The 21,536-nt window shown below is 60.7% G+C and carries 15 protein-coding genes; 5 read left to right on the top strand and 10 right to left on the bottom strand.

What is annotated here, in order from left to right; all coding sequences use genetic code 11:
- The first annotated feature begins 16 nt into the window (after positions 1–16).
- Both EV286_RS11980 and EV286_RS11985 read left to right on the top strand, forming a co-directional pair.
- Positions 17–1,663 (top strand): iron ABC transporter permease, encoded by a 1,647-nt coding sequence (locus EV286_RS11980; protein WP_132957288.1) that lies wholly within the window; start codon positions 17–19, stop codon positions 1,661–1,663.
- Complete coding sequence (locus EV286_RS11985; RefSeq protein ID WP_132957289.1) at positions 1,660–2,733, top strand: ABC transporter ATP-binding protein; 1,074 nt, start codon at positions 1,660–1,662, stop codon at positions 2,731–2,733. Before EV286_RS11980 ends, EV286_RS11985 begins: the two co-directional genes overlap by 4 nt.
- Here EV286_RS11985 and EV286_RS11990 read toward each other — a convergent pair.
- Positions 2,717–4,066: a glucoamylase family protein gene (locus EV286_RS11990; RefSeq protein WP_132957290.1), complete on the bottom strand. Its 1,350-nt coding sequence runs from the start codon at positions 4,064–4,066 to the stop codon at positions 2,717–2,719. The two genes, EV286_RS11985 and EV286_RS11990, sit on opposite strands and share 17 nt — an antisense overlap.
- Before the next feature lie 721 nt (positions 4,067–4,787).
- Here EV286_RS11990 and EV286_RS12000 point away from each other — a divergent pair.
- The gene (locus EV286_RS12000) at positions 4,788–6,107 is read left to right on the top strand and encodes a UDP-glucose/GDP-mannose dehydrogenase family protein (RefSeq protein ID WP_132957293.1); all 1,320 of its coding nucleotides are present in this window, start codon (positions 4,788–4,790) and stop codon (positions 6,105–6,107) included.
- A gap of 137 nt (positions 6,108–6,244) precedes the next feature.
- Positions 6,245–7,228 (top strand): UDP-glucose 4-epimerase GalE, encoded by a 984-nt coding sequence (gene galE / locus EV286_RS12005; RefSeq protein ID WP_132957294.1) that lies wholly within the window; start codon positions 6,245–6,247, stop codon positions 7,226–7,228.
- A 70-nt stretch (positions 7,229–7,298) separates the two neighbouring features.
- On the opposite strand, the gene EV286_RS12010 is transcribed toward galE, so the two are convergent.
- The 9 genes from EV286_RS12010 to EV286_RS12050 all read right to left on the bottom strand — a co-directional run bounded on the left by EV286_RS12010 (position 7,299) and on the right by EV286_RS12050 (position 18,930).
- On the bottom strand, positions 7,299–8,030 hold the full coding sequence (locus EV286_RS12010) for a hypothetical protein (protein WP_165932829.1): 732 nt from the start codon (positions 8,028–8,030) through the stop codon (positions 7,299–7,301).
- Entirely contained in the window at positions 8,023–10,287 is a 2,265-nt protein-coding gene (locus EV286_RS12015) for a polysaccharide biosynthesis tyrosine autokinase (RefSeq protein WP_132957298.1), read from the bottom strand. The genes EV286_RS12010 and EV286_RS12015 overlap by 8 nt, the downstream gene beginning before the upstream one ends.
- A 65-nt stretch (positions 10,288–10,352) precedes the next feature.
- Positions 10,353–10,826 carry a hypothetical protein gene (locus EV286_RS12020; protein ID WP_132957299.1) on the bottom strand — a complete coding sequence of 158 codons (474 nt, stop codon included), beginning with the start codon at positions 10,824–10,826 and terminating at the stop codon, positions 10,353–10,355.
- 276 nt (positions 10,827–11,102) lie between these two features.
- Positions 11,103–12,311 (bottom strand): polysaccharide biosynthesis/export family protein, encoded by a 1,209-nt coding sequence (locus EV286_RS12025; RefSeq protein ID WP_132957300.1) that lies wholly within the window; start codon positions 12,309–12,311, stop codon positions 11,103–11,105.
- 225 nt (positions 12,312–12,536) lie between these two features.
- Complete coding sequence (locus EV286_RS12030) at positions 12,537–13,856, bottom strand: O-antigen ligase family protein (RefSeq protein ID WP_165932830.1); 1,320 nt, start codon at positions 13,854–13,856, stop codon at positions 12,537–12,539.
- A gap of 286 nt (positions 13,857–14,142) precedes the next feature.
- Complete coding sequence (locus tag EV286_RS12035) at positions 14,143–15,381, bottom strand: hypothetical protein (protein WP_132957304.1); 1,239 nt, start codon at positions 15,379–15,381, stop codon at positions 14,143–14,145.
- A 33-nt stretch (positions 15,382–15,414) separates the two neighbouring features.
- The gene (locus EV286_RS12040; RefSeq protein WP_132957305.1) at positions 15,415–16,587 is read right to left on the bottom strand and encodes an acyltransferase; all 1,173 of its coding nucleotides are present in this window, start codon (positions 16,585–16,587) and stop codon (positions 15,415–15,417) included.
- On the bottom strand, positions 16,580–17,884 hold the full coding sequence (locus tag EV286_RS12045; RefSeq protein WP_132957307.1) for an oligosaccharide flippase family protein: 1,305 nt from the start codon (positions 17,882–17,884) through the stop codon (positions 16,580–16,582). Before EV286_RS12045 ends, EV286_RS12040 begins: the two co-directional genes overlap by 8 nt.
- On the bottom strand, positions 17,881–18,930 hold the full coding sequence (locus EV286_RS12050; protein WP_132957309.1) for a hypothetical protein: 1,050 nt from the start codon (positions 18,928–18,930) through the stop codon (positions 17,881–17,883). Before EV286_RS12050 ends, EV286_RS12045 begins: the two co-directional genes overlap by 4 nt.
- A gap of 620 nt (positions 18,931–19,550) precedes the next feature.
- On the opposite strand from EV286_RS12050, the gene EV286_RS12055 reads away from it, so the two are divergent.
- Positions 19,551–21,536, top strand: a complete 1,986-nt coding sequence (locus tag EV286_RS12055) for a right-handed parallel beta-helix repeat-containing protein (RefSeq protein ID WP_132957310.1) — start codon at positions 19,551–19,553, stop codon at positions 21,534–21,536.

Consider the following 21,536-nt stretch of genomic DNA (forward strand, 5'->3'; position numbering starts at 1 on the left):
TATCCGGCAACCGCCCATGGCGGGTGCCTTCCAGTTCCGGCGTATAAAAGGCAATCCGGCCTTGCTGCAGAAAAACACATTCCTTGCATCGACCGGTGGTGCAACGGGTCCGAGGCCGGCCCCGGTGATCGGTCTGGTGCGCAACCGACTTCGCTACGGCCCTGTCTTTGTGCTTGCGGGCCTGGTTTCGCTTCTCAGCCTTATCCCGCTCGGTTTCATCATTGGGATTACCTTCGATGTCGGCTGGGACACGGTGGTCGCCCTCGTCTTCCGCCCGCGTGTCGGCGAACTCCTGATCAACACCGTCCTGCTCGAAGTGTGCACCATTCCAATCGCGATCGTGCTTTCGGTTGCGCTTGCCTGGCTGACGGAACGGACCGACATTCCCGGCGCGCGCTTCTGGTCGGGGCTCGCCGTCGCCCCACTCGCAGTTCCCGCCTTCGTCCACAGCTATGCCTGGGTGAGCCTGCTGCCGGGCATGCACGGTCTCGCAAGCGGCGTCTTCGTCTCCGTCCTCGCCTATTTCCCGTTTCTCTATCTGCCCGTCGCGGCGGCACTCCGCCGCCTGGACCCGGCGATCGAGGATGCGGCGGCTTCGCTCGGCCTCGGCCCCTGGCAGGTATTCTTCCGCGCCGTGCTGCCGCAGCTCAGGCTTGCCGTATGCGGCGGCTCGCTGCTGATCGGGCTGCATCTGCTGGCGGAGTACGGCCTCTTCGTCATGATCCGCTTCGACACGTTTTCGACCGCGATCGTCGACCAGTTCCAGTCCGCCTACAACAGCCCGGCCGCCAACATGCTGGGTGGCGTGCTCGTTGCCTGCTGCCTCTTCCTGCTTGCGCTCGAAGTGCTGTTGCGCGGCGACGAACGCTACGCCCGTGTCGGCTCGGGTGCCGCACGACCGGCGGCCCCGCGCCGGCTTGGTGCAATGACACTGCCCTGCCTCCTGATCCCGCTCATCACCGCGATACTTACACTTGGCGTTCCGTTCGTCACGCTCGCGCGCTGGCTTGCGATTGGCGGTCTCGGTGCCTGGCGGCTCGACACGGTCGGAAATGCCTTCGTTCAGACGATGGTTCTCGCAGTCGCGGGCGGCATCCTGACGACGATTGCGGCCGCACCGATGGCATGGCTTTCCGTGCGTGCGCCCGGCCGCGTACAGCGCATCCTCGAGGCATGCCACTACTATGTAGGCTCACTTCCGGGCGTAATCGTCGCACTTGCGCTGGTGACGATCACGGTCCGCCTCATCCTGCCGCTCTACCAGACCTTCGCAACGCTTCTTGTCGCCTATGTGCTGCTCTTCCTGCCCCGGGCGATGGTCGGTCTTCGCGCCAGCATCGCGCAGGCTCCCGTCGAGCTGGAGCGGGCCGCCATGGCGCTCGGGCGAACCCCGGGCCAGGCCGCGCGGCAGATCACCATGCGGCTTGCGGCTCCCGGTGCTGCCGCGAGCGTGGCGCTGGCGGCACTTGGCATCACCAACGAGCTGACGGCGACGCTGATGCTTTCGCCCAACGGCATCGAGACGCTCGCCACGAAATTCTGGTCGCTGACCAGCGAGATAGACTATGTCGCAGCGGCACCCTATGCCTTCCTGATGGTCGTCCTGTCGCTGCCGCTCACTCTCACGCTCTACGCACAATCCAAACGGGCAGCCGGTCAATGACATTCCTGACCATCAAGGGCATCAGCAAGCGCTACGGACCAGTTGCTGCTCTCGACAGCATCGAGCTTCAGATTGCAAGCGGCAGCCGTACTGCGATCGTCGGGCCCTCAGGCTCGGGAAAGACGACGCTCCTGCGCATCGTCGCAGGCTTCGAGCAGCCGGACAGCGGCCAGGTCTCGCTCGACGGCGAGGTCCTTGCGGAAGGTCCGCTGGGAATTCCGGCCCATCGGCGCGGCATCGGGATCGTAGCGCAGGATGGCGCACTTTTTCCGCATCTCAGCGTCGGCGACAATATCGGCTTCGGGATCGCGCGCGGCGCGACCGATCGAAGGAAGCAGGTCCTGGAACTGCTCGAGATGGTCGAGCTCGATCGGGAGATGATCGAGCGGCGGCCGCATCAACTTTCCGGTGGCCAGCAGCAGCGTGTCGCGCTTGCTCGCGCTCTTGCCCGCAAGCCGCGTCTCATGCTGCTGGACGAGCCCTTCTCCGCCCTCGACACGGGCCTGCGCGAGAACATGCGCAAGGCCGTCGCCCGCGTGCTCCAGGCTGCAGGCATAACGACGATCCTGGTCACGCACGACCAGGGAGAGGCGCTTTCCTTTGCCGATCAGGTCGCCGTGCTTCGCGAGGGAAGGCTCGTACAGGCCGGCCCGCCGCGGACGCTCTACCTCAGCCCGTGCGACCGGGAAACGGCTGCCTTCCTCGGCGACGTCATCATTCTACCGGCCGAACTCGGCGACGGCTTCGTCGACTGCGCCCTTGGTCGCCTCGATGCGGATACGGACGGCACGAGAGGCAGGGCCGAGATCATGCTGAGGCCCGAGCAGATCCGCCTGACGCGGGCCGTCGGCGGCGAAAGCCGGTCCGGCTGCTACGGCACGATTTCGGATATAGAATTCGGCGGCGCGATATGCACCGTTACGGTTTCGCTGCTGGAAGGCAACGGTGCGGGAACCGCGTCGCAACCACCGTTCATGGTGAGGAGCTCGAGCATTTCGCTGCCCTCGGTCGGCGACGAGGTCGAACTGTCAGTGGTCGGCAAGCCGCATATCTTCAGGATGACCGGCTAGCCTGCGCCGCAGTCTCCTCGTTCTCGATCGCGAGAGGTTCCGCAAGCCATCCGCCGGTAAATCCGGCGCGCTCGAGGCCAAGCCTGATGACCGGCGATTGCCGCATGAGGCTCCAGATCAGGTCGGAACGCTCGTTCTCGACCATCATCACCAGCAAGCCCTGGTCGATTGCGACGCACCGGTCGTCCACCCACCCTTCCACGCGCGCACTCTTGACGGTCGGGTTGAAACCGCCCGGGAAACGTCCGTCATAGAGAAGGTCGGGATAGGCTGAAAGCAAGGCCTTCAGGCCGGAGAGGGACGCCTCGCGATCGAAGGGAAGGCAGGCAAGCGCCGCCCAAGGTGCGAGCGTGCCGTCGTCGGGACCGAGGGGAGCGCCTCGGGCCGCGTAACCGAGGAAATTCGCCTGGCGCGATCCACGCATGCGACGGACGGGCGGCGGCCCATCCGAGGCGCTGAGCCCCCAGATGTCGCGGCTATAGCCTAGGAAATTGCCTGGATTACGCTCCGCATAATCGCGCTGCACGGCAATCGCGCGCTGCGTGTTGCGAAAATAGTCACTATCGTTCTCCGCCATGGCCCGGTCTCTGATTTCGCGGAAATCGATCCAGGCGTGCGAGAAAAGATGAATGAAAAGCGGACCGGCATAGAGATAGTGGCCGTCCTGGAATGGCATCCAGGAATAGGTCGAAGCAAAGGCCGCATAGCTTGCTTCCGTCACCGGATGCGTTGGGGAGGCAAGCGCGAGGACATAGAGTATGATCGCCTCGTCATAGCCCTGCCAACTCCAGCGCAGAAAACCGCTTCCCGGCTTCCACCCCATGCTGATCGTCCCGCCCTCGTGGAGCGCCCAATGCCAGTCCGCTCGACCGTAGAGCATGTATGCAAGCGTGCGGATCTCCTGCTCCGTCTCCTCGGCTCCGTCGAAGTAAGCGGCAGCCGTGAGCATTCCGGCAAAGAGCAGCGCGCTGTCGATGGTCGAAAGCTCGCTGTTCCAGGCCCGATGCCCGGTATCCATATGCAGGAAGTGGTAGTAGAAACCGCGATAGCCGCTTGCATGTCGCTCGCGGCCCTGGTGGCTGTCCGCGAAGAAGCGCAATGCGGTGACGACGCGGTCGGCGGCCGCGGTGCGATCCATCCATCCGCGCTCAACCGCCACCGGATAGCTCGAAAGTGCGAAGCCCACCGCGGCGATGCTGCAGTGGCTGCCCTTGATCGACGTGTCTGCCACGAGCCCGTTGTCGGGATTCGTGAAATTGAGGAAATACTGGAACGCGGCGCGCTGCATGCGATCGACCAGCGCCTGGTCATCGTCCTCATTGCGCTGAAGCATGTGTGATCCGATCGTTGGTCATTGACGACTCCGTCGCAGGCCCGTACCGGGCGCGCGCAAATCAGGCGGCAAGAGCGATGTAGGGCGGTTATGCCTCGGATTTCAAGTCACAGATGATCAGTGAAGCAGAGGCGGGAGCCAAGCCTTGTCGGCCGGCGCGGGAATTTCCGGACCCAAATCCTACTGTTGCGGATAGGCGCCGCGAATATTGCTCATGTAGAAGGTGCCCGGGGAATCGCATGTGACGAGGGTGTGAACCACCGATTCCGGTATCTGATAGAAAATCCGCGTATGACCGTCCATAAAGTTCACGTCGAGCGATTTCGACTCCGGCTGATAATAAACCGATGCGATTATTGACGACTTCACAGTGACTTTTGCCATCTGTAGCGCTGCCTTGAAATGAACGACGCAATTGCCGGGAAACCGGCAGATTCCGCCATCGGAACGGTTAATATTGACGCATTACCTCGCGGGAAAGTGGATCAACATTGCCCATCTAACGCAACCTTGACTATTACTTTGCCGCCGCCGCGTCTCCACACGCATAAAACAAGACTTTTCGGCGCCATGCGGTAGATTTACTATCGCCTCCGATCATGCTGCCGGCACAAAATCAACTTGCGAATCTTAGCGATTGTCTTTTTGTTGAAACACACTATTACCAAGATGTTTGCTGCAATGCAATATAACCTGCTGTAGTCGGGCCGTTGAGGAAGACATGCGTATTACAATGATTGGTTCGGGTTACGTCGGTCTCGTGTCCGGCGCCTGCTTTGCGGATTTCGGTCATGACGTCATCTGCGTCGACAAGGATCTTGCAAAGATAGAGGCGCTGCGCCAGGGACGCATCCCGATCTATGAACCCGGCCTCGACCAGATCGTCGAGGTGAATGCCAGGTCCGGACGGCTTGCCTTTTCCCAGGACCTCGAAGCAAGCGTCAAGGACGCGGACGTGGTCTTCATTGCGGTCGGCACGCCCTCCCGTCGCGGCGACGGACATGCCGACCTCTCCTATGTCTATGCTGCTGCGCGCGAAATCGCCGCGCACATAACCGGCTTTACCGTGCTCGTCACGAAGTCCACCGTGCCGGTTGGAACCGGCGACGAGGTTGAGCGCATTGTGCGTGAAGCAAATCCGAATGCCGATATCGCTGTCGTGTCGAATCCGGAATTTCTGAGAGAAGGCGCAGCTATCGAGGACTTCAAGCGGCCTGATCGCATCGTCATCGGCCTGAATGACGATCGCGCCCGCGATGTCATGACGGAGGTTTACCGGCCGCTCTATCTGAACCAGGCACCGCTGGTCTTCACGACAAGACGCACCTCCGAACTGATCAAGTACGCCGCCAATGCCTTCCTTGCGATGAAGATCACGTTCATCAACGAGATTGCCGATCTCTGCGAGCGCGTCGACGCCAACGTCCAGGAAGTTTCGCGTGGCATCGGCCTCGACGGCCGCATCGGCTCGAAGTTCCTGCATGCCGGACCGGGTTATGGCGGCTCCTGCTTCCCGAAAGATACGCTGGCGTTGGCCAAGACTGCACAGGACTACGAGAGCCCACTGCGCCTCATCGAGGCGACCATATCGATCAACGACAACCGCAAGCGTGCCATGGGGCGGAAGGTGATCGCGGCCGTCGGCGGCGAGATCCGCGGCAAGAAAATCGCCGTCCTCGGCCTGACGTTCAAGCCGAACACCGACGACATGCGCGACAGCCCGGCGATTGCGATCATCCAAACACTGCAGGATGGCGGGGCGCGGGTCAGCGGCTACGATCCCGAGGGCACGGAGAATGCCCGCAAGATCATCGAGGATGTCGACTATGCGAAAGGCCCCTACGAGGCGGCGGAAGGCGCTGACGCCCTGGTGATCGTGACCGAGTGGAACCAGTTCCGCGCGCTCGATCTGGCTCGCCTGAAATCGGTGATGCGCAGCCCCGTTCTCGTCGATCTGCGCAACATCTACCGCAAGGACGAGGTCCTGCGCCACGGCTTCAAATATACCGGCATCGGCACGACCAGCGTCGAAAGTGTTTGACCGCGCATTTGGCTGACGATACCCGGTAGGGCCGGCTCTTCATCGGGCCGGCCGTTCGTTCGCATGGGGCACCGTCTGTGTGCCCGCAGGCGGACGCAGGGCCTGGAGACAACCCCCTGTCTTAGATTGAGGTATCGATGTCTGAAAAAACGGTTCTCGTGGTTGGCGGTGCTGGCTATATCGGCTCCCACACCTGCCTGCAGCTCGCATCCCAGGGATATGAGCCTGTCGTCTACGACAATCTCTCCAATGGTCATGGCGAGTTCGTGAAATGGGGTCCGCTGGAGCAGGGCGACATCCGTGACCGGCAGCGCCTGGACGAGGTATTCGCGAAATATCGTCCCGCCGCGGTCCTGCATTTCGCGGCGCTGATCGAGGTCGGCGAATCCGTCAAGAATCCGGCCGGCTTCTACGATAACAATGTCGTCGGCTCGCTGACGCTGCTCTCCGCTGCTCTTTCGGCGGGGATCACCAGCTTCGTGTTTTCCTCGACCTGTGCGACCTACGGCCTGCCCGAACGGGTGCCGATGGATGAAACGCACGGCCAGGCACCGATCAATCCCTATGGTCGCAGCAAGTGGATCATCGAGCAGGTTCTGAAGGACTACGGCACCTACAAGGACATGCGCTCTGTTATCCTGCGCTACTTCAATGCCGCGGGAGCCGATTTCGAGGGCCGCATCGGCGAGTGGCATACCCCCGAAACGCACGCCATCCCGCTAGCTATCGAGGCAGCGCTGGGGCGGCGCGCGGGCTTCAAGGTCTTCGGGACCGACTACGAGACCCGCGACGGCACCTGCGTACGCGACTATATTCACGTGCTTGATCTCGCGGACGCCCATGTGCGGGCGGTCGACTATCTTCTCGGCGGCGGCGAGTCCGTCGCGCTCAACCTCGGCACCGGCACCGGCACGACGGTCAAGGAACTGATCGGCACGATCGCCGACGTCTCAGGCCGCCCTTTCCCGACGGAGTATGTCGGTCGGCGCGAAGGCGATTCCACCACGCTCGTCGCCAACAACGACAAGGCGCGCCAGGTGCTTGGCTGGGTCCCCCGCTACGACCTCACGGACATCATCCGCTCAGCCTGGGGCTGGCACACGCGCACCAACCAGCACTAGGCGTGCTCATCCTCGCCGCATCGGGAGACGCAATAGTCCTCCCGATGCGCAGCTGCCTAACGAGCAGGCGCTACTGAAGCGTGCTCAGGCTGACACCTGCCTTCGCGAGCAGCTCGACCCTGTCCGAAGGCAGGAGAAGCACGATCGCATGGACATAGGGCAGCAGGTTCTTCCTCACGGTCCTAATTACGGGCGCAAGCTCGCTCGAATCTCCGTAACGGAGCAGCGTATCGAGATCGTGCTGCACCAAGGCCTTCGAGGCCAGTAGCGTCGCAGGACCGACCTTGTTCCAGAGGACCAAGCGCCCGACGAGGATATCGGCCTCTGCCGGCGCCCAGCGAACCGACTGCTCCATCAGCCGTGCTATCTCCTCGGGACGCTCGGCGACCGCCTGCCTTACCATCGCCAGCCGGAGCCAGAAGTTGCCATTGGTGGGTGAGCAGGAGACGGCATGCCGGAAATAGCGATCGGCGGCCTCGAGGGCCGCGGCCCAGCGATCATAATCGGCAACGGGATCCAGCCGGTCCAGGTCGGCGAGCACCACGGTCGCACCGGCCATGACGACGTCCGAGGTGCAGATCCCGTCGGTGACAATGTCGGCAGCCTGCAATGCATAGCTGTGGATCAACGGCTCGGATATCTTCTCGCTCTTCTCCAGCCGCTCAGCCAGCGCAGACATGTGACCGTAGCGGACCAGCACGCCCAACTGCATCGTCGCGGCCACTGCGAAGGCGGCCGTGAGAAGAGCGAAGACGATGATGGGAATCGAGCGGGTGGAAAGAAAGGGTCGTCCGTCAGCCATCATGATAGTAGGAGGAATAACGCGAATAATAGTATTCGCTCGAGCCATAGGCCCGGTAGAGCTTCATCTTTTCAATATCGACCTTGTTGAGAATGACGCCGGCGCATTTCTCGGCAAGGTCGGGTTCGGAGAAGAGCGTGCTGCGGACTATCTTGCGCGATGTCCGACCCCACTCGATGACAAAGACCACCTTGTCGAGACTCGAGCAGATGGCGCGCGCATCGACGACCGGAGCCAGCGGCGGAAGATCAAGAACGACATAGTCGAAAATCGCGCGAGCCTCGTCGAGCAGTGCATTCATTGCCGCCGAAGCCAGGAGCTCCGAGGAATGCGGCACGCGACGCTTCACGACGGCCGGAATGAACGCAAGTTTCGTCCTCTCGTCGATCAGCAGCAGCTCCTTCATCGGTCGGTGCTCAAGGAGAGCCTCCAGCAGACCGACTTCCGCATGGCGGCCGATCGCGCGGGTCGTTCCTGGATTGCGAAGGTCGGCATCGATCAGCAGCGTGCGCGCGCCCTGCATGGCAAGCAGCTCTGCGAAATTCGTCGCGATAGTCGACTTGCCTTCGCTCGGCAGGCTCGACACGATGCCGATGACCTTGCTCTTCCGATCGCCGGTATCGAGGTCGATCGCGATCTTTGCGCTTCGCATCGTCTCGGCAAATGCCGAAAGCGGATGATCGACCACATAGCTTGAAATGGCGTTGACGCGCCGCAGGCTGCGCGGATGCTCGATCGTCGTCGCCGGAAGCGAGAGCGCCGCCGTATCGACGAGCGGGGCAAGACCCAGATATTCGAGATTGAGGCTGTCGCGGACCTGCTCGCCGGTACGGAAGAAGCGGTCCCGGAATTCGCGATAGGCTCCGATGCCACTGCCGCAAATAAGGCCGAGAAAGATCGAGAACGCAAGAACCAGGGGCTTCTGCGGGGAGCTCGGACGCAGCGGCTCAGTTGCCGCGGTGATGATTCGCGCCTCGGAAATCGGGAAGGACTGCTGCTGCGTCGCTTCCTGAAAGCGGGTCAGGAAGGTCTGGTAGAGGTTCCTGTAGGTCTCTGCCGCCCGCTCGAGTTCCCTGAGCTGCACCTGCATCTCGCCCGCATTGGCTGAGACATTGGTGGCCTGGGAGACGCTGTCGCTCAGCGATTTCTCGCGCGTCTGTGCTACATCAAGCTCGCTCTGATAGCTTTCCGCGATGCGGTTCAGCTCCTCGAACATGAGCCGCTGGTATTCCTGCATTTCGCCGCGCAGGCGCACGGCCTGCACATGCTCCGTCCCGAGACGGCTCGATATTTCGGCCTCGCGCTTCGAGGCCTCGAGATATTTCTGCCGGAGATCGTTCGAAATCGAGCTGTCGAGCACGTCGGTGACGATCGCATCGGTGCGGCCGGAATCGATAATCGCCTTGATGCGGTCGTACTTCGCCCTTGCCCGGGCCGTATCGGCCTGGGCGACGATAAGCGCACTGCTCAGCTCCGATAGCTGCTGGTCGCTGACGAGCAGGCCTTCCTTGGCCGATATGAGGCCGTTTGCCGCCCTGAACTTCTGCACCGCCAGGTCCGAGTCCAGCGCCTTCTGCTTCAGTTCGTCGATGCGCTCCTGCAGCCAGTCGCTGGCCCGGCGCGTGGCGTCGTACTTCGAATTGAGCTTGTCGACCAGATAAGCATCCGCAAGGCCGGCGGCGATATGCGCTGCAAGCGACGGCGAAGTCGACGTATAGCTTATGGACAGCACATAGGAGCGGCCAATGCGCGAGACAGCCATGTTGGTCTGGAGAATGCCCGCGGCGCGCTGCCGCTTGGCCTCGGCCTCGTCTTCCACGGCATCGGCAAACCATGTCCTGAAATCCAGCACCGATTTCACGAGGCTGAAGATCGACACGGACGGCGCCATGAAAACCGGATCATTAACCAGATTCAGCTTGTCGACGACAGCAAGTGCAACCGTATCCGACTTCAGGATTTCGACCTGGCTGAGGACCGTTCCTTCATCGTCGACGGAAACGCCGGCATCGGAGAGCTCGTTGACGAGCCCGCTCGTGCCGCGATCGATCAGGACGCTGGTTTCGGAGGTGAATTTCGGCACCGCCGTCAGGATATAGACCACCCCAAGCAGGGCAAAGACGAGCGCCGAGACCAGGACGATGCGCCACTGGCGACGGGCGACCGAGATCAGTCGATCGAAGTCAAGGACTTCACGACGCGATCCTTCGCCCCACACCTCGTCGGATTCGGTAACAATCTTGCCAGGCGATAACACTACTGCCTCCTTGATAGGAAGTGTTTCGTATAACTCACCCCCCAAGCGATAAACGGCCGGCCCTCTTACGGGCTGACCGACTCAGCCACCGTCCTGAAGAACCTTCCGCCGCCGCCGGCTGAAAAGTCCCCGCCACCCTGCGTCGGTGTACCGTCGTCGCCTCCCGCGCCGGCGGAACCCGGTCCTGCCACACCACCGGTGCCGATGCCCGCAGCGCCTGCCGGGCCGCCGGGTGCGCCGAGCGCCGCCGTCTGAACGTCATCCGAGGCGGCGATAAAGGCCGTAACCAGATCACCGAGATCGGAGCCGGCAACCTTCTGCTGAATCTGGGCCGCATATTCCGGCATCGACACGACGCAGGCGCGCGAAGCCCGCGCAAGGCCTGCGCCGATTGCAGCCTTTTGCTCGTTCGAGGCCGTGGCGGCGAGCGAAAGCAGCGCGTCCACCGTCGTCATGCTGGAGCCCGCAAGCGCACGCACACGCGTCGAAAGCGGCAGGCCGCCGGCATAGTCATTGAGAAGCCGGGACGGGGACGACATGAACGCGCTGATTTCGGCCTCGCCAAGTTGCGCTGGCTGCTGAAAGCAACCCGCTGCAGTTGCGTTCTGTGAATGAGCAGGGGACCCGGTCGTCAAGGATATAAGCATTGAAAGCAGAATACCCGCACCGTATTTGTGCACCTTCCGGGAACCTGTCATAAATTAACCTCATGCGGAAAGTAGTTAATAATAAGTAACGACTACACGAGCGAAAAGACAAACTCAACGATTCGTTATAGCCTGCCGCGCCTATGCTTAATTATGACGGGCTATAACTCAATCGCCGATATCGCGGAACGAATCTCTCGTAGATACCATGTCGGAACTTGTTCCAGACGCCGTCGACGTAATCGCGTTGGCAATATCGAGGAACTTGAGCAGCTCGATAGAGCTCGCGTTCGAGATATAAAGGACGTCCTTGTCCCGCATCGCGAACTTCTGCGTGGTAAAGAAGCCCGCCGGATCCCTCATGTTGGCGCGGAAGATGACCGGGATCCGGTCGCCCGCGAAGCGCGAAGTGTTGACCTTCATGCGCTGCAACGTCTTGCGATCGACGAGGCGATAGAGCAAGACCTGAGAGGGCTCCGCCAGATCGTCGCGCAGCCCGCCGGCCTTAGCGATGGCCTCCGAGAGCGTCAGGTTCGAATCCTCGAAGTCGAACCGGCCGTTGAGGCCGGCAGCGCCGAATGCCACGAAGGTGCGGCGTTCGTGGTCGGCAAAGACGGTGTCACGCGGCGCCAGATAGATGTTTTCCCTCGGATTGTTGAGCAGGGTGTCGTAGGCGACCGTTGAAGTTCTGCCCTGGCGCTGGAGCGTGATGGTCGTCTCGAGCCCCGGCCCGGTCAGCCCGCCAGCCTGGGAGATGGCGTCCAGCACTCGCTCGCCCGCCGGCGTGAGCTCGATCTTGATCGGGTTCTTGACATCGCCAAGCACCGCGATCTCGCTCGAATTTCCGGTAACGGTTGTGATGACCACCTGCGGCTCGATCGCTCTGTTGGCAAGCCGTTCCTCGATATCCCGCTCGACCTGCTCCTTGAGGCGCCCCGCCGCAGTCACTCGACCGGCATAGGGAACGCTGATCGTGCCGCCCCGGTCGATCGTCTGGTTCGGCAGGGTGATGTAGTTGCCCGGACGACTGCCTGCGTCGGTCGGAATGAAGAGACCGCCGGATTGCGCTTCGAATATCGACACCTGGACGATATCGCCATAGCCGAGCGGAATGTCCGGGGGGGCGCCCTGCCCTCCACCGAAGCTGCCGCGGAAGGAACCGGCGCCGGGTTCGTCGAAATACTGCAGCGTGTTCTTGCTCAGATCGACGAGAGCATAATCTATGCCGACCTTACGATCTTTGGTCGTAACTTTGACTGCTGCACCACCATCCACCAGCTTACCATCCGGTCCAGACCGGGGAAGCGATGAACAGCTTGAAAGCAAAGTCAAAAGCACAGCAATATATGCTTTATGGCCAAAGATATTTATTTTCATAAATTGCCCGTTCCATTTTCCCCTCAGGGAATTATCCTATGGTGTCGGCAATTTCTACAAACTGGCTGTCGAACAATGATTTCAAAACTTGATTATGACTCTTATTGTGGCAATGAAACCACAATATCGTTAATATAACTGTCAAAATCTCTTCAGCTTTATATATTTATTCACCATATTATAGTTAAGACGTAGCGCATATATGCGGAAAGACTCCACGGAAGGTCACCATGACTGAATTTCGGCCGGGCTATCTTTAAATCCCTGCGATTTTCCGTGCCGCCCGAGCGAGATGGCGGCGATCGCGCCCATCAGCGCAGAGAAGTAAAGCGCAAAGCCCGGGATCTGCAGTGAGAAGTCCAGCGCGGAGTGAAGCGCGACGAGGATGAGCGAGGCGATGCCGAGCGCCGGATAGTGACGAAGGCTGCGCCTCTCGGCCATGCCGATCTGCAGGACGCGGAGCAAGGTCGCGAGCCCGGCGAAGAGCACCAGCGGAAACACGAAGCCGAGCCCGAGGAATCCTTCGAGATAGGAGTTGTGGGTGCGATCCCATACCCCGGCAATCCCGCAGGCGGGATCGCGATAGCCGGGAAATACGCTCGTGAATGTCCCGAAGCCGGTGCCGGTGACCCAGTGCGCCGAAAGCGCATCGAGAACGCCGGGCAGGACGCAGAACCGGCCATCCTCGAAGCCCCTGGTCAGCGTGCGTAGCAGCGGCTGGCCCGCGAAAGCCAAAATTCCGAGCAGCGTGACGAGGGCGGCCAGCCCCATGAGAAGATATCGCCCACATGCGCCAAAATCCCGCGGCAGAAGGCGGTCAGGGCCCCTGGGGCGCCAGTTGCCGGCAAGAAAGGGGAGAAGGTAGAGGAGCGCGACGAAAGTGCTGGCCACGCCTGCCCGGGATCGCGTCAACATCAGTGCGGAAAAGGTGCAGGCCAGAGCAAGCAGGTACAGGATAGTGCCGATCGCCAGACCGCTGCGCGGCGAATTCGGACGCATCCGAGCGGGTCTGGTCACCACCGGATGGGTGTCGCCCCGAAGCCTCTCCCAGGCCTGGGTCACCAGAATGAGCGTCGCAAGGCCGAGAAAAGTTGCGGCTGTGTTCCGGTTGGTGAAGACGGCCGTGAGGCTGTCGAAATAGTGCTGCTTTTCCCCGAGGAGCAGCATATGCGGAAAGAACAGGAACTGCCCGAGACCGAAGATGCCGACCATGCCGCCGATGACCCCAAGCCTGCGGATGATCTGCATGGCATGCTCGTCCGAACTGCTGATCAGGAAGGCCGTCAGGAAGGCGGCCATCGGCATCGTGACACGCAGCAGAGACACGACGGTATCCGCCGGCGCGACCGAGATAGTGTTTGCCGACAGGCCCATGATTGCCGGCAGGTCGCGCCACGCGTCATTGACTGGCAAAGCAAGGGGCAGGTGGATTGTCTGAAACAGGATCCAAGCGGTCAGCACGAGAAGAACCGCAAGCGTCAGATGGACGAGCCACTCGCCCCCGGGCGACCGCGGATGAAGCGTCGCGGCAAGCGCCGCGTTCACAAATACGCCGATCGCAACTATAAGGAATGGTATTCCATTGACGGAACCAAGAAAAATCAAAGAAATTATGATCGTACAGAAGAACAGAAAGCGAGAAGCAATCAATCCGTGATCTTGAATTAAAAAAATCGATACAATCTTTGATAGCATAATACGCCAATGAAATATATTTCGGTTTTCACTGCAGTATTTGATGTCTATCAGCAAGGACCAAAATCGGGATATCGAGATAATTCGTTATTTCAGCTGGCCGCTTGCAACAATCTCGTCAAAAAGCTTCCGAATATCAGGAGCGACCCGAGGCTGCCATACCGGGCGCCGGCGTCGCACTGCGCGTCGCCGCCTTCCTCTGCGGCAGCGGCACGAAGACCGCGACCGAGAGCATGAGGATGATGAACGCAGGCTCCCGGAAGACGGGCTGGGCGACCATTACCGTCGCGATCGCCGGCACGAGCCCGATAAGCCAGAAACGGAAATTGGCCGCGGCCGCCAGAATGTAGGTCAGGATGAAGGCCGAATAGTAGACAAGTCCGAAGACGCGGATGGCCGCCACGAGCGAGATGGGCCCTGTCGTGAAAATGCTGAAGCCGAAGCCGTCGCCGAAGATCAGGTCCTGCGCGTCGAGCGCGGCGGCCGCCAGATACTGGCGTTCCTCGAACGAACCGCTGCCGGAATTGATCTTGGCTGCGATGCCAAAATACTCGGAGTAGTATACAGCTTGCCATGTCAGAAGCCCGAGCACGACGATCGTCAGGAGGGCCGGTATCGGCCGGAACCCGACGCGCAGCAGCAGGATCATCGCACCGGTGTAGAAGGCGAGAGGCGCTCCGATCGAGGACAGGCAAACAATCGCCGAGAACAGGCAGACCAGCGAGATCGGCAAGATCCAACCCCGCTGGAAGGCGTAGGCGGCCGCCCAGCAGGCATAGACCGGAAACACGCCGGGCTCGCGAAAGATGCCGCTCATCCTGGGAATGGGGCCGAGCCAAGTGGTGGCACTCGGGAAGATGAAGGTAAAGGGAAAGACGATGTCGCCGCCGGTTGAATAGGTGTAGGTCAGATGCGCAAAGGTGATCTGGTAAGATTGGAAGCCGACGACGAAGAGCATCGCACTTATCACCACGCTGGCGCAACTGGCGATCAGGATGATGCAAAAATAGTCGAAGAACATCGTCGCGTAGCGCCGATTCGATAGCAGCAACAGGGCAGCGGCGGCGAGCGACAGGAAGATGAAGAGCGCCTTGAATTCCGTGACGGAATTGTAGGTCGGCATGAAGATGACGGCCTTCAGCAGGACATAGTAGAAGATGAAGACAAGGACCGAGAGCTGCAGCGCCGAATATTTCTCCAGAACGAGCGGCCTCTGCAGGTGCAGCGCCACGATGAAGAGCGCCACCGTCACGGCCGCAAGCAGCGCGCAGCTGAGCGTCGAATAGACCTCGCCGACTACCGAGGGCCGCAGGCAAAGGACGGCCACGGCCGCCAGGAAAATCAGGATCTTCTCCAGGGTCTCGATCTTAATCATGTCTTCCTGACTCTCAAACTGCAGCCCTGCCCACTAGACCGTCTTCCTGTATCGGCTGGACAAGACGAGAATGCTGCCGAAACGGGTGAAGAGGGCATCGAACGGTCCCTGAAGCAGCCGCCTCAGATATTTCTCCGGATACCGCGCGATGAAGAACGATAGCGCCACGACCAGGACAATCGCGAGCAGCGAATTGACGAAGGGCGCAAAATCGAAGAACCGCACAAGCATCGCATAGAAGAAGTGCCCCACCGTGTAGTGAATGAGGTACAGAGGATAGGTCATCAGACCGATCTTACGCACGGCCGAATAGTTGCCCCGGAAGTATCCGGCATCGGCAAGCACCGTGCTGATGTAGAGCAGGACGGCGGAAAGCAGCCAGAACAGGTACGGCTTCCAGACGTCCAGCGTGGCACCAAAGTCGCCGAGGTCCACGTAGACATGCTGAACAGAGGCGCGGATCTGCAGGTAGGTTGGTATTGCGGCGATGACCAGGAAGACCAGGCTCCAATTGCGGTAGGGGCGCCGGCTCCAAACCGAAAGGAGAATGCCGACGCCGAAGAAGGCGCCGTGCTCGAGCAGCGTCCGGCGTGCGATCTGCATTACAAGCTGCGTCTCCAGGCCAGGAAACAGCGTGACCGCGGTCCAGTAGATCGCGGATGCACCAATCAGCGCATAGCCGAGCAGTGCGATCTTCTCCCGTGCCACGAAGCTGATGAATATGCACACGGCCGCATAGAACGCCATTTCGACAATGATGGTCCAGAGCACGCCGTCGATATAGGGGCCGAACGGCATCAGCAGCATGGATCGCAGGAACCGCGTGACGATCTCCGCCATTGGAAGGACGTCATAGGTCACATAAAGCAGGGTCGCGAGAACAGTGCAGATCCACAGGGCCGGCAATATGCGGAGCAGGCGCTTCTTGAAGAAGTCGGGCGCCGAACGGCTGTTCATCGCACTGACGCTGATGATGTAGCCCGAGATCGAAAAGAAGATCTCCACGCCGACATAGCCGATGAACCAGATCTCGTTGACGTGGGAATAATAGGGCCGCGCCTCGAAACCCGTCGGCAGGAAATGGCGCCAGAAATCATCCTTGGTATTCGTGCCGACCAGGTGATGCGTGGCGACGAGAAGCGCGGCCGCAAAGCGCAGGATGTCAAGCAGCGGGTATTGCTTTTGCGTGGTCTGAGCATCAGACATGCGCCACCGCCCCCCGCTCTCCGGCCCAGGCTATCAGCCGCTCGTTCCTGGTCTTGATGGCAATGCCGCCGATCGCCATGCTTGCGGCGATCACTGCAACGAGCGCGTGGGCCGGCAAGAAACTGCCGGCAAGCACGCCCGCCAGCCCGAGAGTCACAAGAACCAGCAGGTTTACGGTGATGTTGTTGGCGAGCCGGCCCGTGACGATCGCGAGATTGTATGCCGGCGCGCCCAGGGCGTTGAGCACGACGCCGACAGCGAAAATGGCGACGAAATAGGTATAGTCGATCTCGACATGACCCATCCAGATCCACGAGATGAGCGGCGAAGCGGCAACAAGGCCGAGGCTGAGAGCCAGGACGGCAAGCGCGGCATAGGTCACCGACCGCCGATAGAGCGGCGGAACCTTCGCCGGGTCCGTTTTCAGGAGATTTGTAAGCGTTGGGATCATCGCGGAAACGCCCGATATAACGGCGTTCCGCGGCAGCCAGAGCGTCTTATAGGCAAGCTCGTACAGGCCCTGCATGTGCAGGCCGCCGAAATGACTGACGAGGATCTTGGAGAGCGGCTCGAACAGCCCGTCGGAGACATTCACCGCCTGCGATTTCAGGCTGAAGCCGAGCATCTCACGAAACGCCGGCATGCTGAAGCCCAAGGGTATGATAGCCCTCGAGCCGATCCTGCTGCGCACGATGATCCAGGCGACGATCGCCATGCCGCTGTACTGGATGACCTGCGCCCACGCGAGGCCGAGAAGACCGAACATCGGCACGAGGACGAAGACGGCCGCGATCTGCACGATATTTCCGACGACCGTCAGCTGCGAATTGACAAAGCCCAGGTGCAAGCCCTGAACGGAGCCGAGGATGACATTGGCCGAATTCATCAGGAAGAAGCCGAGGAACATGACGGGGAGGATGCGCCGCGCCTCCTCGAAATGGGCAGGACCGATCAGTCGCAATAGCTGCGTGTTCATCACCGCATAGCCCGCGATGGCCAGGAGCCCGAACAGCAGGCAGTTCGAGATGATCCCCGTCTCGATGTAGTCGCGAATGGTGGAAAGCTCCGACTCCAAGTCGTGCATTGCCGCAAACCGCAACGTCGCGCTCGCCATGCCGACATCGCCGATGCGGATCAGCGAGGTCCAGGCAAAAAGCGTCGACCAAACGCCGACGGCCTCGATGCCCCCCTGCATGATGATCAGCCGATATCCGACGAAGACGAGGGCAATATTCACGCCGAATGCCATCAGCGCGAAAATGACGTTCTTCTTCAGATTGAGGTGCGAAGGGATCATCTGGCTCCCGCCTCCGGGACCGGCAACCCCAGCGCGGCATTGAGATGACGAACGCTGATCGCCCGGAAGCGCGCCGCTACCGCCCGGCCTGCCGCCTCGTCGCGAAGCGGGTGGAAGGACGAAAGCCGATCGAGCGTCTGCTCGGAGGCGTCGAGATGCGCAAGCTTCTCGATCTCGCAAAGGCGATGCGACAGCGAGCCGGTGCGCACAATCGCGGGGATCCCGAGCTGCGCCGCGCGTCCGAGGATGCCGGAAGCCTGGTCATAGTCTGCAGCATAGAGGGCCCATACGACGTCACTTGCCGCATAGAGCTCGACGAGCTCGTCATCGGAGACGTGACGATCGATGACGAAGCCGCCGGCATTCCGCAGCCTGTCGGCGGAAGGCTGGAGGTCCGTTGCGACCCGCCCGCCGGATACGAAATGGAACCGGGCCCGGACCTGCTCGTCATCCGCAAAGGCGCGCGCGAAGATGTCGAAGCCCTTGCGCCGGTCCTGGATGCCGAGCGCGGACACGATCGGCTTGCCCTCGCCGGCCCCGCGCACGGAACTGAAGAGGCCATCCATCTGTGGTGGCGCATCGCCTTTCGGCAGGACGGAGATGATCTCTCTTTCCCGTTCGCCGAGGTCCCACAGCTGGAAATCATAGATCCAGTCGTCGGCAATGGCAGCGAAGGAGGGCTGAACCGGGAACGGCACGATCGTCATCGTGCGGACGAAGGGAACGCGCTTCAGCACCTTCAACATCGCACGCTTGATGCGCAGTCTCACGCTCCGGCCCTCCAGCGCCGGCTTCGGTCGCATCAGAATGCCCGCAGTCCTGCGCCCCAGGCACGCCCGCCACAACGCAATTGCCGTATAGAGCTCGAAGGAATCCTCGATCATCAGGAAGAAAACGGGCGCCCGCGAAAAGATCATGTCGCGGATCGTGCCGCGCCGGCAGGGAATAAGGCTGCTGACAAAGCGTATATAGGAGGATCGGTGACCGTTCTCGGTCCTGCTGAATATGACGATTCTCTCTTTGTCCGTCGCAGGTCTGGCTTGCATGCGCTTCCCTAAGATTGAATGCCGATCCACATGTTGTTTCCCTTGGCCTTCAAGTCCGCGATGGTCATTGATCCCCGATGAACGCCTGCACGACGCAGGTGCGATGTTAGTGCAAAGTCAAATGCTGCGCCAGATATTTAGTTGCAGTGCAGTATAGACACGTCACATCCATTTTTGGTGTGGAATATTTCGAAATGATCGCGTCACATCACCAGGATCTATTCGCGATAGCTATCCCAAAACTCAACCGCTATTTGTCGCGCCTCGGTTCTCGGCGCGACTTCCGCCTGCCATCACAGCCTTCCTTTCGTCGGGACGACTGCTCGCGCAATCCGGTAACAATTTCGAGTTCCGCGCAGATCGCAGCATATCCAAGATCGGTATCTTGCCGCATTGAATCCAATCAGTATTGCTTCGCGAATTTCGTAGCTCTTAGGTTTGAATCATTCCCGCTACAAAGTATGGAATCAGTTCGACAACAGATGATGCGTCGGGACTGTTGAAGACGCTTCCATCAGATTCGAGAAAGCAGTTTGTCATTTTGCATTTCAACGTCATTGTTTTGCGAGAATCGTCTTCGACTTGCTTTTCTTGGGAAAACTTTCGCGTGGAGGTGATCCGTGGTGGTCTTGCGATCTTCGCTCGCAGCGCTCTGCCTTTTGCTTTCGGGCCTTTCGTCCGTCGCCACAGCGGCGGATTTCGAAATTTCGGTCTCTCCGGCAGCCACCGCTGAAGACATCCAGGATGCGCTCCAGGCAGCAAGGCAGCATCGCAGCGCCGCACCCACGGACACGATTATCATCAAGCTTCCCCGCCAGCTGGTCCTCGACCGGCCCATAACGTTGACTGCCGCCGATTCCGGTCGTGCGGATGCGCCGCTGGTCATTCAGGGCGCACCCGAGGGCGGCTCTGTGATCAGCGGCGGTTTGGAGCTTGCAACGGCGCCAGTTCAGCAGGATGGATCACAGATTGTCGGTCGGCTGCCCGCGCGGTTCCTGCCGGAGATCCGGCAGGCAAGCCTTGCAGGCGAATGGGATAGGATCTCGCCGGCCCTCCAGCCCAAGGACTCGCTGAAGGAAATTCCCCGTGGCAGGCTCTTCCTCTTCGAGGGAAGCCGGCGGCTTCAGCCCTCGCGCTGGCCGGCTTCCGGCTATGCCACCAAACCGGCTATCAGCGATCGCGGAGACGGGCAGGCTGAACTTCGTCTTCCCGATAGCGCAACCGATATCGGCGGCGAGGCCAACCTCTGGATTGCCGGCTATTGGACGTGGAACTGGTGGTTCGAGGCGGCATCGGCCACGGTTGTGGATGGGCGAAATCTCCGCTTTGCTGCCCCGGTCAACGCCCCCCGCGACAGCGCCCGTTACTACCTTTTCAATGTTGCCGATGCGCTGTCCTCGCCCGGATCCTATTATCTCGACAGCGAAGGCAAGCGCGTCTTCTACATACCCGGTGCCGGCGAGGCCGAGCAATCTCTGCAGGTAGCCTTTGCCGAATCCCTGCTGCACGTTACGAATGCGACCAACCTTCGCGTCGAGGGTGTCGCCTTCGAGAAATCCATCGGGCCCGCGGTCCTGATCGAGAACGCCCGCGACGTGACGCTTGCGAATTGCTTTGTCGGCAAGACCGGCGGCGACGGAATCCTGGTCGAGGGCGGGCTGCGCGTCACGATCGACAGGTGTGTCGTCGATGATACCGGTTATTCGGGCATCCAGCTTTCAGGCGGAAATCGCAATACACTTGCGCCTGCCGGCCACAGCGTCAGCCACTCGAAGGTAAGTCGGTTCGGACAGGAAATGCCGACCTATCGCCCCGGCATCCGTCTCTTCGGCGTGGGCCAGACGATCGAAGCCTGCGAGATTTCCGACGGTCCCCATGCCGGCATCATCTTTTCGGGAAACAACCACTCCATCAGCGGCAATGTGCTTCATGACCTGGTGACGAACTCCGAGGACGCGGGGGCGATCTATGCCGGCAGGAACTGGACGAGCCGCGGCACGGTCATCGCCGGCAACTATCTTTACGACATCAGGAACAGGATCGGCCCGGGGCAGGTGATGGGTGTCTATCTCGACGACCAACTCTCCGGCACAACCGTCTCCCGCAACGTCTTTCAGAATGTCGATGATCCCGTGCTCCTCGGCGGCGGCCGCGACAACGTCATCGAGGACAACCTTTTCCTCAGTCGGAAGAGCCCGGTGTGGATGGACTCGCGCGGAACGACTTGGCAGGCCGACATGGTGAAGCCGGGCGGCGCCTACTGGAACGGTCTCGAGGAAGTCCCCTATGAGAGCCCGATCTATGCCAGCCGTTACCCTGGCCTCGCTTCGCTGCTAACCGATCGGCCGGGAAGCCCGATCAACAACACCATTTCGCACAATCTCAGCCTTACCGTTCCCTTCGTCTATTACGAGCCGCCCGCGAACGCCGGGCTCGGCACGGAAGCTGACAACCTGAAGATCGATGGCGCCGATACATTTCCAGCCATACTGCAATCGATTCCGGCGAAAGCGCAGGCATTGCAAAAGCTAAAAGAGCTTCCGGCCAGGATCGAGGAAACCCGGCAGACGATCTCGACGCTGCCTTTCGCCGGCAGGGCGCAATAG

The sequence above is a fragment of the Rhizobium sp. BK251 genome, assembly GCF_004345245.1.
In the GTDB taxonomy this organism is placed as follows: Bacteria; Pseudomonadota; Alphaproteobacteria; order Rhizobiales; family Rhizobiaceae; genus Rhizobium.